This window comes from Frigoribacterium sp. PvP032, assembly GCF_017833035.1.
Classification (GTDB): domain Bacteria; phylum Actinomycetota; class Actinomycetes; order Actinomycetales; family Microbacteriaceae; genus Frigoribacterium.
Genome location: NZ_JAFIBM010000001.1, coordinates 1,867,733 through 1,880,094, shown reverse-complemented (window position 1 = coordinate 1,880,094; position 12,362 = coordinate 1,867,733). Strand labels below are relative to the sequence as shown.

Below are 12,362 nucleotides of genomic sequence, written 5' to 3'. Positions count from 1 at the left end.
CGGCGGAGCCGCCCTCCCCCTAAGCTGGACGGCATGCCCAGGGACCTCGACGGATCACTGACCCCTGGCCGGGTCTCGCCTCTGCGCCCGGTCCCCTCCTCCATCGCCCGACCCGAGTACGTCGGCAAGGCGGGGCCCGCTCCCTACACGGGCGGCGACGTGTACGACGCCCCCACGGTCGAGCTGATCCGCGCGAGCGGCCGCATCGCCTCGCAGGCGATCGACGCCGTCGAGGCCGCGGTCCGCCCCGGCGTGACGACCGACGAGCTGGACCGGGTAGCGCACGAGTTCCTGGTGGCCCACGACGCCTACGCGTCGACCCTCGGCTACCGCGGCTTCCCCAAGTCGGTCTGCACCTCGGTGAACGAGGTCATCTGCCACGGCATCCCCGACGACACCGTGCTCGTCGAGGGCGACCTGGTCAACATCGACATCACGGCGTTCAAGGACGGCGTGCACGGCGACCTGAACCGCACCCTGCTGGTGGGCGACGCGCCGCAGGAGACGATCGACCTGGTCGACCGCACCCGAGAGGCCCTGCGACGAGGCATCAAGGCGGTGGCCCCCGGTCGCGAGGTCAACGTGATCGGCCGTGCGATCCAGTCGTACGCCGCACGCTTCGGCTATGGGGTCGTGCGCGACTACACCGGCCACGGCGTCGGTCGTGCCTTCCACTCCGGCCTCGTCATCCCCCACTACGACGCTCCGCAGTTCGACGACGTCATGGTGCCCGGGATGGTCTTCACCATCGAGCCCATGCTCACCCTCGGCGGCGTCGAGGCGGACATCTGGGCCGACGGCTGGACGGTCACCACCCGTGACAAGTCGCTCACGGCCCAGTTCGAGCACACCCTCGTCGTCACCGAACGCGGTGCCGACGTCCTCACCCTCAGTTGACGACGAGCACCAGGAAGAAGGACGACCCGTGGCACAGAAGGCAGTCGGCATCGACATCGGCGGCACCGGCATCAAGGGGGCGATCGTCGACGTCGAGTCGGGCGAGCTCCTCACCGACCGCATCAAGAAGCCGACCCCCGAGGGCGGCGAGCCCGACGCCATCGTCGCGGTCGTGAAGCAGATCGTCGACGAGCTCGGCCTCGACGACGACGCGATCCCCGTGGGCGTCTGCTTCCCGGCCGCCATCATGGACGGCAAGACCCTGTCGGCGGCGAACGTCTCGAAGAAGTGGATCGGCTTCGAGGCGGAGGAGCTGTTCGAGAGCACCCTCGGCAGGTCGATCCACTTCGTGAACGACGCCGACGCGGCCGGCTACGCCGAGACCCGCTACGGTGCGGCGAAGGACGTGCCCGGCCTCGTCGTCATGACGACGCTCGGCACGGGCATCGGCACCGCCCTCATCAACGACGGCGTCCTGATCGTCAACGCCGAGCTCGGCCACCTCGAGATCGGCGGCAAGGACTACGAGACGAAGGCCTCGTACGCTGCCAAGGAGCGCGACGACCTCAGCTGGAAGCACTGGGCCAAGCGCCTGCAGAAGTACTACTCCCACCTCGAGGCGCTGCTCTACCCGCGGCGCATCATCGTGGGCGGCGGCGTCTCGAAGCACCACGAGGAGTTCCTCCCCCTGCTCGACCTGCGTGCCGAGATCGTGCCCGCAGTCCTGCGCAACAACGCGGGCATCATGGGCGCGGCCGCCCTGGCCGCGAGCTCGCAGCCGGCCGCCTGAGGCGGACCCGGCCCCGTCACGACGAGAGGGACCCTGGTCCAGGAGGCGCGCCTCCTGGACCAGGGTCCCTCTCGTCGTGTGGTCAGCCGCGTGCACGGCTGAGGCGGACGGGCCGGCTGATACGCCGGGTTCTGTCCCGGTGCGTGAGCACCATGGACGGCCATCTCTCTCGGGACTGCGTTGCCGCAGCCCTCTAGCGGTCTACCCGAGGACTCGGCGAGCAGCCTCGGCGTCCTCTGTCTGACCTTGCTCCGGGCGAGGTTTACATAGCCGGTCGGTCACCCGAACCGCTGGTGGTCTCTTACACCGCCGTTTCACCCTTACCCCGGCGCCGCCTCTCGACGACGACCGGGGCGGTCTTCTCTCTGTTGCACTGTCTCGCGGGTCGCCCCGGGTGGGTGTTGCCCACCGCCCTGCTCTGTGGAGCCCGGACGTTCCTCGGCACCGCGGGGCGGACCCCGTGGTGACGCGACCGTCTTGCCGACCCATCCGCGTCGACCATGCTAGCGGGCGTCGCGCGCCCCCGCGACGGGCAGGTCAGATGCCGGACTCGCCCGTGCGCACCAGGATCGCGTCGCTGTCGGGGCAGAGCACGACGTCGTACGCGGAGGCGGACCGCACGGCCGCGAGGTCGCTGCCGGTGAGCGTCACGCCGCTCGCGCTGGAGACCCCGCCGCGGAGCAGCGACGCGCCGACGCCGTAGCGCGCCCGCTGGCGCTCGTAGAGGGCGAGCAGCTCGGCCGGCACCTTCTCGGCGATCGCGGCACGGTCGGCCTCGACCTCGCGCTTCTCGACCTCGAGCCTGCCGAGCCCGGCGTCGCGGCCCTCGGCGGCCTCGGCACGCCGGGTCTCGATCTGGTCGAGCTCGGACTTCGTCAGCGCCGCGACGGCGCCCAGCGACTCGACCCGGTCCATCACCTCGAGCTGCGCGTCCTCGAGGTCGCTCTGCCGACGGGCGAGGGCGACGAGCTCGCCCTCGAGGGCCGCGACGTCCTTCACGGACGAGGACGACGCCAGCCGCGTGCGGTCGCGCTCGGCCCTGGCCACCACGACGGCCACGTCGGACTCGATGCGCGTCAGCTCGGTCTGCGCGTCCTCCCAGGCGCCCTGCTCGGACGAGAGGCGGCTGCGGAGGCGCGAGGCGTCGCCGTCGATCGTGGCGAGCACGGCGATCTCGGGCAGGTTCGCGGCGCGGTGGGCGAGCTGCTGCAGCGTCGTGTCCAGAGCCTGGAGGTCGAGGAGGAGCGCCTGGTCGGCGGGGCTTGCTTGGAGGGCCATGGTGCCTGCTTCGTGGTCGTGGTGCAGCGGTCGTGACGGGGCGTCGCCGGTCGGCCCGGAGACGAGGAGGCGGGGGTCGGCTACTGCACGACCGTGAAGTCCCAGGGGTCGGTGCGCAGGTCGCTCAGGGTGACCTCGACGTCGTCGAGCGCCTCGCGCAGCTGGGCGGCGGCCGTGTCGAGCCACAGCCACTCGCTCGCCCAGTGCGAGACGTCGACGAGGGCGGGACCGCGGCCGAGCAGCATGAGGTCGCGGGCGTCGCTCGCGGGGTGGTGCCGCAGGTCGCTCGTCAGGTAGACGTCCGCCGCGAGGACGTCGGGGTGACCGAGCAGGGAGTCGCCCGCCCCGGCGCAGAGGGCGACGGTCTCGACCACGCGCTCGGCGTCGCCGGCGACCCTGATGCCCGCGGCGGTGGGAGGCAGCAGCTCGCCCAGCTGCCGCGCGAACGACACGAGGCTCATGGGCCGGGGCAGGCGGCCGGTCACCCCGAGCCCGGTCGAGCTAGTGGCCCCCTCGGTGATCGGCCGCTGGTCGACGAGGCCGAGCTGGTGGGCGACGACGCGCGAGGTGCCGGTCTCGACCACGTCCGCGTTCGTGTGGGCGGCGATCAGGGCGCACCCGGCCCGCACGAGGCGGGAGACGACCGCGCCCTTCGTCGTGCTCTCGGCCATCGTCGTCGCGCCGCGGAACAGGAGCGGGTGGTGCACGAGCAGCAGGTCGGCGCCGATGTCGACGGCCTCGTCGACGACCTCGAGGACCGCGTCGACGGCGAGGCGGACGTGGGTCACGGGCTGGTCGGGATCGCCCACGACGATGCCCGGAGAATCCCACGGCTCGGCGCCCGCGAGGGGCCAGAGTCGTTCGACGACGGCGTTGACGGAAGCGAGGGTGGACACCCCCTCAGCTTAGCGGCGGGAGGTCGGGCGCAGGCCCGTCGTGAGCACGGCCACGACGAAGGCGGCGGCAGCCGCCACGAGGACCGCGGCGACGACGGCGACCCCTGGCGTCATGCCCGTGAAGCCGACGAGCCGGACGAGCCAGCCCTGCCAGGCGAGCGACGCCGGCACGGTCACGAGGACGCCGTAGCCGAGGGCGGCGGACACGACGATCCCCGCGACGACCGCGACGGGTCCACGGACCGCCACGCGCTCCGCGTCCGTCGGGCCGTGGACGACCGCGAGCAGGGCGGCTGCCGCGCCGAGGCCGCCGGCCACGGGAACCGCCACCGTGGCGAGCACGGCGGAGGCGAGGAGGGCAGGAGCGACGAGGGTGAGCACGACCGCAGCGAGGACGACGAGGCCCGCGAGGACGAGGCCGACGACGACGAGGAGGCGCGACGCGGGACGAACGGGCCGCTCGCCCTGGGCGGTCGGCCGGGCCGGCTCGACGGCGGCGGGAGCGGGAGCGGGAGCGGGAGCGGGAGCGGCGGGGTGAGCTGCCGGGGCGGCCACGGAGGCAGGCTCGGCCACGGGCTCGGATGCGGTCGCCGATGCGGACGCACCGTCCTGGGCCACCTCGGCCGAGGCATCGGAGGGAGGAACGACCGAGCCCGACGACGCCTCGCCGGACGCTCGATCCTGCGGCGCCTCGGACGAGGCGCCGCCGACGTCGTCGAGGTCGAGGGGCAGCACGACGTCGATGACGCCCGTGAAGCGGAGCCGGGTGCGCTCGAGGGCGTCGGCTGCCTCGTCGGTGCCGACGCGGTCCATCTCGCGCGCCCACGAGGCGAAGCGGGCCGCCTCGACGCGACGCGCCTGCAGCTGGGCCTGGACGACGGCCATGAGGTCGACGGTCGCCGTGTCGTCGAGGCGGCGCTCGACCATCCTCACGAGGACGTCGTCGTCGAGGGTCAGGCGATCGGGCGGCTGGGGCAGGGAGGGGTCGACGTCCGGCGCGAACACGGGGAGGGTGATCGCGGACGTCTCGACCGAGTGCCGGGCGACGCTCGCCGGACGCGGCTCGGTCGGGTCGGTGGGCACGACGTCGTCCGCCGTGTCGGCGCGGTGCGAAGGCACCGAGACCGGACGCGGATCGCGGCGGGTGACGAGGACGTCGGACGGTGCTGCGGGGGCCTCGGGTGCGAGGACGGGTGTCACGGGGCGGTGCTCCTGCTCGTGCGTCGCAGGTGCCTGCGGCGAGGTGATGGGGTCGGCGGCGGGAGGGGCCGGGACGGCGGTGCGGGCTCCTCGCGGCGAGGGCGGCGCCTCGACGGGGAACACGTCGACGTCCCACTCCGTCGTGCCGGTGCTCTCACTCATGGTCGGATCGTACGTCCGCGCACGTCCTGCGCCCGGCGGACTCGCCGGTGCGACCGGGACATCTCCTGCTCCCGTGCCCGTGGAGGGCGCCTCCGCCGCCGGGCGCCCTCCTGCTGCCCCGACCTCAGGGGCGGCGGTCGCCTTCGCGGTGCGCTGCCCCGCCGGCGGCGGCGTCGTCCGCGGTGTGGTCCGCGGTCCCGCCGGCGGCGCTCCCCCGGGGGTCGTCGCCGACCGCCGTCGACGGCGCTCCCGCCGCGACGGCCGACGCGGTGGCCGCCTCGGCGACCGCGCCCGTGGACCGGCCCCGCGCCTCCTTCTCGAGCTGTTCTGCCTCGTCGCCCGAGACCGCCTCGCCGCGGGCGACCATGCCCGCGACGTCGCTGAGCGCGATCTGGGGCAGGAACAGCGCCAGCACGAAGGCGACCGCGATGAAGGGGATGAGGTAGGCGAAGACCGGCGCCAGGGCGTCGGCGTAGCCCTCGACGACCTGACGGCGGATCGCCTCCGGCAGCTCGTTCAGGGCCGCCGGCTCGAGCGTCGCCGTGGCCTGGGCGGCGTCCCCGCTCGACGCGCCGGCACCGGTGAAGACGCTCGTCAGGTTCTCGGTGAGGCGGCTGGTGAAGAGGGCGCCGAAGATGGCGACGCCCAGGGCCGCACCCACCTCGCGGAAGTAGTTGTTCGTGCTCGTCGCCGTGCCGACGTTCGCGGCGTCGACCGAGTTCTGCACGACGAGCACCACGACCTGCATGATGAGGCCGAGCCCGGCGCCGAAGATCAACAGGAACACGCAGATCAGCCAGAGGGGCGTGTCGGCCGTGAGGGTCGTGAAGAGGGCCATCGCCACGCCAGTCAGCAGCGTGCCGACGATGGGGAAGACGCGGTAGCGCCCCGTCTTGGTGATCAAGTTGCCCGAGAGGATCGACGTGCCGATCAGGCCCGCCATCATCGGCAGCAGCAGCAGCCCGGACACGGCCGCGGAGGCGCCGGACGACATCTGCAGGAAAGTCGGGACGAAGGCGATGGCCGAGAACATGCCGATGCCGAGCACGAAGCCGACGGCCGTCGCCAGGACGAAGACGCGGTTGCGGAAGAACGACAGCGGGATGATCGGGTCCTCGGCCCGCGACTCGACGAGCACGAACGCGCTGACGGCGACAAGCACCCCTGCGCCCCAGAGCCAGGTCTCGGGCGCGCCCCACCCGTGGTCGGCCTGCCCGCCGAACTCCGTGAAGAAGATGAGGCAGGTCGTGGCGGCCGAGAGCAGCACGACGCCGAGCCAGTCGACCCGCTTCGTGGCCTTCTTGCCGGGCAGGGTCAGGGCCATCCAGGCGATGACGAACGCGGCGATGCCGACGGGCACGTTGATGTAGAACGCCCACTGCCAGGTGAGGTGGTCGACGAAGAAGCCGCCGAGCAGGGGGCCGCCGATCGCGGACAGGCCGAACACGGCGCCGAGCGGGCCGAGGTACTTGCCTCGCTCGGACGCAGGCACGATGTCGGCGATGATCGCCTGCGACAGGATCATGAGGCCGCCCCCGCCGAGGCCCTGGATCGCCCTGAACACGACGAACGCCCAGAAGTCCGTGGCGAACGCGCAGCCGATGCTCGCGAGCGTGAAGATCGCGATCGCCGCCAGGAAGAGGTTCCGTCGGCCGAGCACGTCGCCGAACTTGCCGTAGATGGGCATGACGATCGTGGTCGCGAGCAGGTAGGCCGTCGTGATCCAGGCCTGGTGCTCGACGCCGCCCAGCTCGCCGACGATCGTCGGCATGGCCGTCGAGACGATGGTCTGGTCGAGGCTCGAGAGCAGCATGCCCGAGATGAGGGCGCCGAAGATGATCCAGATCCGCCTCTGGGTGAGGAGGAACGGCGCGTCGGCCGTCTTCGCGGTGGTGGTGGTCATGGTCGTGTCAACGTGCTTCCTGGTCGAGGGGCGGTACGGCTGCGAAGAGCTCGCGGGCGAGGGCGAGCTGGTCACGGAGGACGTGGTCGAAGCGGAGGCCCGGCGGGCCCTCGTCGAAGAAGAAGCGGGTCATGGCGCGCTGCACCAGCGCACCGGCGACCGCCACGACGACGCCGATGCGCGGGTCGTCGGCGGGGACGCCTTCGTGCGACGCTACGGCGGCCGCGACGCGACGCTGCTGCTCGTCGCCCTGCGTCAGCATCGCCTGCAGCAGCCGTGGCTCGCGGTCGAGCGCCGCCTTGAACTCGGCGGCCCGCTCGCGGGTGAGGCCGACGTGCTCGACACGCTGGACGACGAGCGCCGCGAGGTCGTCCAGAGTCGTCGAGAAGACGGGGAGGCGCGGGTCGCGTCGCGAGGACGCGTAGCCCTCGAGCGCCTCGTCCTCGTCGTCGTCCAGCCCCACGCCGACGACCACGTCGTCCTTGGACGCGAAGTGGTTGAAGAACGTGCGCCGGGAGATGCCGACCTCGTCGCAGAGCTGCTCGAGGGTGAAGCCGGCCAGCCCGTGCTCGGCGGTGAGCCGGCGGGCCGCGCCCACGAGCTCGGAGCGGGTCCGCAGGCGGCGGATCGCGGCCTTGCTGACGGGCGGGACGGTCTCGGTGCTCACGGAGCGCCTCCTCTCGGTCGTCGGTGCGCGGTGCGGCGACGTCGCCGGAGGGCGGGTGCCCACCGGAGATGATTGCACTCTGCGGTCAATAGTGCAATGTGCATGTCCTGCGGGCGAACGGCAACGACGAGCCGGCCCCGGGGCTGACAAGATCGACGCATGACGTGGCGCAGGATCTTCAAGCACTTCCCGACGGTGATCTTGGTCGTCGACATCCTCATCCGGATCGTGGCCGTGGTGGCCGTGCCCCGCAACCGGCGCCCGAGCTCGGCGATGGCCTGGCTGCTCGCCATCTTCGTGTCGCCGATCCCCGGCAGCGTGCTCTTCGGCCTGCTCGGCAGCTCGAAGCTGCCGCAGGACCGCCGCGACAAGCAGCGCGAGATCAACGACCGCATCCTCGACGCGACCAAGGGCATCGACGACGTGCACGCGGTGACGGACCCGCGCCCCCCGTGGTTCGGCACCGTCGTGACCCTCAACCGCACGCTCGGGGCCATGCCGTTGCTGCCCGGCAACACGGCGACCCTGCTGCCCGACTACGCCGAGTCGATCGCGGCCATGGCCGCCGCCGTCGACGAGGCCGAGCGGTACGTGCACGTCGAGTTCTACATCCTCACCCGTGACGAGTCGACCTTCCTCTTCTTCGAGGCGCTCGAGCGGGCGCACGCACGAGGCGTCGCCGTCCGGGTGCTCTACGACCACTGGGCGACGATGCGGAACCCGCAGGGCCGGGTCACCCGGCAGTGGCTGCGCGACTCGGGCATCCGGTTCGAGGAGATGCTGCCCTTCCGCCCGTTCCAGGGCGCCTGGCGCCGACCCGACCTGCGGAACCACCGCAAGATCGTCGTGATCGACGGCGACGTCGCCTTCACTGGTTCGCAGAACATGACGGACCCCAGCTACAACAAGCGCGGCAACATCAAGCGCGGGCTGCAGTGGAAGGACCTCATGGTGCGGCTCGAGGGCCCCGCCGCCGTCGGCCTCAACGCCCTCTTCATCACCGACTGGTACAGCGAGACCGACGAGCTGCCCACCGACGCCGAGGCCGAGCCCCTGATCGAGCAGCGGCAGGGGCCGGACAGCCTCGAGTGCCAGGTCGTGCCGAGCGGCCCGGGCTTCGACGGCGAGAACAACCTGCGCCTGTTCAACGCACTCGTCTACGGCGCACAGGAGAGGCTGATCATCGCGAGCCCCTACTTCGTGCCCGACGACTCGATGCTCTACGCGATCACGACGGCTGCCGAGCGCGGCGTCGAGGTCCAGCTCTTCGCGTGCGAGGTGGCCGACCAGTTCATGGTCTACCACGCCCAGCGCTCGTACTACGAGACGCTGTTGCGGGCCGGTGTCCGCATCTTCCTCTACGAGCGCCCGATCGTGCTGCACTCGAAGCACTTCACGGTCGACGACACCGTCGCCGTGATCGGCTCGAGCAACATGGACATGCGCTCGTTCAGCCTCAACTTCGAGGTGTCGCTGATGGTGCACGGCAAGTCGTTCGTCGACGAGGTCCGCCTGATCGAGGACGACTACCGCCGCAAGTCGCGCGAGATCACCCTCGAGGGCTGGCTGTCCCGCCCCGCGGGCCTCCAGGTGCTCGACAACGTGGCACGGCTGACCGCGTCGGTCCAGTAGGCCCGACGCGGCAGGCCGACGTCAGAGGAGGCGCTTCTCCCCCGGGCGCACGACGCGCAGCCAGCGGTGACCGTAGCCCTCCAGCTCGATCTCGACGCCGCCGTCGTCGAGGGGCCGGGCCGCACCGTCGCCGGTCAGGACGTCCACCACCTGCCACTCGTCGGTCGCGCCCTCGAGCTCGACGCGGAACGACCGGCCGTCGGGGGCGAAGTTGTGCGTGGCGACGAGCAGGCCGAGCTCGCTGTCGACGCTGTGGGCGAGCACGCAGGCGTGCGGCTGGTCGAGCACGGCCAGCTCGCCCCAGCCGATCTCGGGCGCCGCGCGGTAGGAGCGGGTCAGCTGCGAGACGAAGGCGAGCAGGGAGTCGGGGTCGTGCCGCTGCTGCGAGACGTTCACGTGCTCTGGCGCGTTGCCGCCCGTCACCACGGCTGCGACGAGGTCGTCGGCCGGGGCCCCGGAGAAGCCGCCGTTCGTCTCGGCTGTCCACTGCATGGGGGTGCGGACGGCGCCGCGGCTGCCCTCGACGCGGGCGTCCTCCCCCATCCCGATCTCCTCGCCGTAGTAGAGCACCGGAGAGCCGGGCAGCGAGAACAGCAGGCTGTAGACCATGCGGACGCGGCGGGGGTCTCCCTCGAGCATCGGGGGCAGGCGGCGGGTGATGCCGCGCCCGTGGATCCGCTGCCCCTCCTCCGGCGCGAACGCCGTGAAGACCTCGCCGCGCTCGGTCTCGCTCAGCTGGTCGAGGGTGAGCTCGTCGTGGTTGCGCACGAAGTTCCCCCACTGGTTGCCGCGCGCGAGGGCAGGGCGTGCCTCCAGCGCCTCCTTCAAGGGGGTCGCGTCCTGACGCGCGAGCGACAGGTACAGCGCCTGGTTGCCGACGAAGTCGAACTGCATGGTGAGCTCGTCGCCGTCCTCGTCGCCGAAGAACGCCAGCTGTTCGTCGTAGGGCAGGTTGACCTCGCCGAGCAGCACGCCGTGGCCGCTGCGCCGTGCCACGAAGCGCCGAAGGGTCCGCAGGAAGTCGTGCTCGGGGCCGTCGTCGCCCTCGATCAGGTGCGGCACGGCGTCGACCCGGAACCCGTCGATGCCGAGCTGCAGCCAGAAGCCGATCACCTTGGCGATCTCCTCGCGGACGACCGGGTCGTCGGTGGCGAGGTCGGGCTGGTGCCGGTAGAAGGAGTGCTTGTAGTACTGGCCTGCCTCGTCGTCGAACCGCCAGACGCCGTCCTCGACGTCGGGGAACATGCTCTCAGGGGCGTCCTCCGGCACGTCGTCGCGCCACTGGTAGAACCGGCGGTACCGGTTGTCGGGGCTGCTGCGCGCCTCCCGGAACCAGGGGTGCTGGTCGGAGGTGTGGTTGACGACGAGGTCGACGATGACGCGCATGCCCCGGTCGTGGGCCGTGCGCACGACCTCGACGAGGTCGCCGAGGTGGCCGTAGCGGGGGTCGACCCCGTAGTGGTCCTCGATGTCGTAGCCGTTGTCCCGCTGGGGCGACGGGTAGAAGGGCGCGAGCCAGAGGCAGGTGACGCCGAGCTCGGCGAGGTGGTCGAGCCGGTGCGCGAGCCCCTCGAGGTCGCCGACGCCGTCGTCGTCCCAGTCGAGGTACGTCTCGACGTCGAGGTTGTAGAAGACCGCGGTCTTCCACCACAGGTCGCTCGTGTCGGTCAGCCTCATCGGCGCGTCTCCCGTCGTCCTCGCGCCGGACCGGCGCCGAGGGGGTCGACGGTAGGGGCCCCGCCGCAACCGGTGCCTGGCAGGACGCCCCGAGGAGGCCGAGCATCGGCCTGCGCCGTGCAGGGACTGCAGGAGGCGCTGGCCCGGCAGGGTGCTACGGCTGCGTGGGCGAGGCGCCCGCGTCGTCGTGCTGGCGTGCCGGGCCCGCCGTCGTCGCCGTCGCCGTCGCCGACACGCGGTCGAGCGGCTGGCCGAAGGGCGTCACCTCGGCCCCGAGCCCGGCGAACAGCGCCGACAGCTCGTCGATCCGCGGGCTGTCGGGGCCGGGGCGACGGCGACGGACGAGGTCCTCGAGGTGCGCGCGGAGCTGGGCCTGGCTGGCGATGACGACGGTGCTCACGCCCTCGTCGTCGGCACGCGGGTCGGCGTGCACGTCGGCGTCGGGGTGCGAGTAGAGCACGGCGGTGTCGAACCAGGGCTTGCGATGGGTCTCCGTCCGGACGAGCTCGGCGATCCGGCTCGCCTGACGGCGAACCTGACGTCGGGGCGAGTGGCCGGCGTCGTGCGTGCGCAGCTCGAGCGAGGTGAGGGAGTCGCGCTTCACCTGGACCGCGAAGGGCGGCTCGAGCTCGAGGTCGCCGAGGAGGGTCGCGAACGACGAGCCGGCGTCCCTCGGGTGAACGCCGTCGAGCACGACGCCCTTCCACCCCTTGTTCTCGATCACGAGGGCGACCGTGGGCAGCAGGAGCACGTGGTCGACCTGCGCCACGAACCGACGGGTCCGGGTCGCGTCGACGGGCACGAACACGAGGTTCGTCACGAGGACGCCGTCGAGGCCGAGGTCGGTGACCGCGTCGAGCAGCATGCAGCGGGAGGTCTCCTCCCACTTGGCGCCGGCGGCGACGAGCGCACGGCTCTGCTGCGCGCTCGTCTCGGCGTCGACGCGACGCGCCTCGACCTCGGCGAGCTCGCGGGCGTGCGCGTCGGCGGCGGCGCGCTCGGCGCGCTCGCGCTCGTCCTGCGCATCGGCGACGGCCCTCCGGTGCGCGTCCTCGCGGGCCGCGACCGCCTCCTGCGCCGCCTTCGCGCGTCGACGGAGCAGCACCACCAGCACGATCAGCGCGATGAGCAGGACGGCGGCGACCGCCCAGGGCAGGTAGGTGGTCAGCTCGCTCGTCTCAGGCATGCGCCCAGCAGACCACGCACGGAGGCAGGGGCGGAGGAGGCGCACCGTACCCGCCGGAGGCGGCGGCAGAGCAG

Annotated in this window: 10 protein-coding genes and 1 other RNA gene; 3 read left to right on the top strand and 8 right to left on the bottom strand. The window is 72.2% G+C overall.

The window, feature by feature from the left end:
* Nucleotides 1-33 precede the first annotated feature (33 nt).
* Both map and ppgK read left to right on the top strand, forming a co-directional pair.
* Nucleotides 34-897, top strand: coding sequence for a type I methionyl aminopeptidase (gene map, locus JOE35_RS08655; protein ID WP_209560755.1), 864 nt, complete (start codon nucleotides 34-36; stop codon nucleotides 895-897).
* A gap of 28 nt (nucleotides 898-925) precedes the next feature.
* The gene (gene ppgK / locus JOE35_RS08650) at nucleotides 926-1,687 is read left to right on the top strand and encodes a polyphosphate--glucose phosphotransferase (RefSeq protein ID WP_209560754.1); all 762 of its coding nucleotides are present in this window, start codon (nucleotides 926-928) and stop codon (nucleotides 1,685-1,687) included.
* 104 nt (nucleotides 1,688-1,791) lie between these two features.
* Here ppgK and rnpB read toward each other — a convergent pair.
* The 6 genes from rnpB to JOE35_RS08620 all read right to left on the bottom strand — a co-directional run bounded on the left by rnpB (nucleotide 1,792) and on the right by JOE35_RS08620 (nucleotide 7,793).
* Nucleotides 1,792-2,175, bottom strand: an RNA gene (gene rnpB / locus JOE35_RS08645) — RNase P RNA component class A.
* A 49-nt stretch (nucleotides 2,176-2,224) separates the two neighbouring features.
* Nucleotides 2,225-2,965 carry a zinc ribbon domain-containing protein gene (locus JOE35_RS08640; protein ID WP_209560753.1) on the bottom strand — a complete coding sequence of 247 codons (741 nt, stop codon included), beginning with the start codon at nucleotides 2,963-2,965 and terminating at the stop codon, nucleotides 2,225-2,227.
* Between the two features lie 80 nt (nucleotides 2,966-3,045).
* The gene (locus JOE35_RS08635) at nucleotides 3,046-3,861 is read right to left on the bottom strand and encodes a Nif3-like dinuclear metal center hexameric protein (protein WP_209560752.1); all 816 of its coding nucleotides are present in this window, start codon (nucleotides 3,859-3,861) and stop codon (nucleotides 3,046-3,048) included.
* 9 nt (nucleotides 3,862-3,870) lie between these two features.
* A complete protein-coding gene (locus tag JOE35_RS08630; RefSeq protein ID WP_209560751.1) occupies nucleotides 3,871-5,223 on the bottom strand; it encodes a hypothetical protein in 1,353 nt (450 codons plus the stop codon).
* A gap of 124 nt (nucleotides 5,224-5,347) precedes the next feature.
* Complete coding sequence (locus JOE35_RS08625; RefSeq protein WP_209560750.1) at nucleotides 5,348-7,126, bottom strand: MDR family MFS transporter; 1,779 nt, start codon at nucleotides 7,124-7,126, stop codon at nucleotides 5,348-5,350.
* Nucleotides 7,127-7,133: 7 nt separating this feature from the next.
* Nucleotides 7,134-7,793, bottom strand: coding sequence for a TetR/AcrR family transcriptional regulator (locus JOE35_RS08620; protein ID WP_209560749.1), 660 nt, complete (start codon nucleotides 7,791-7,793; stop codon nucleotides 7,134-7,136).
* Nucleotides 7,794-7,952: 159 nt separating this feature from the next.
* On the opposite strand from JOE35_RS08620, the gene cls reads away from it, so the two are divergent.
* Nucleotides 7,953-9,425, top strand: coding sequence for a cardiolipin synthase (cls, locus tag JOE35_RS08615; RefSeq protein WP_133737598.1), 1,473 nt, complete (start codon nucleotides 7,953-7,955; stop codon nucleotides 9,423-9,425).
* A 21-nt stretch (nucleotides 9,426-9,446) separates the two neighbouring features.
* On the opposite strand, the gene JOE35_RS08610 is transcribed toward cls, so the two are convergent.
* Nucleotides 9,447-11,102 carry an alpha-amylase family protein gene (locus JOE35_RS08610; RefSeq protein WP_209560748.1) on the bottom strand — a complete coding sequence of 552 codons (1,656 nt, stop codon included), beginning with the start codon at nucleotides 11,100-11,102 and terminating at the stop codon, nucleotides 9,447-9,449.
* A 154-nt stretch (nucleotides 11,103-11,256) separates the two neighbouring features.
* Nucleotides 11,257-12,288, bottom strand: coding sequence for a nuclease-related domain-containing protein (locus tag JOE35_RS08605; protein WP_209560747.1), 1,032 nt, complete (start codon nucleotides 12,286-12,288; stop codon nucleotides 11,257-11,259).
* Nucleotides 12,289-12,362: the final 74 nt, after the last annotated feature.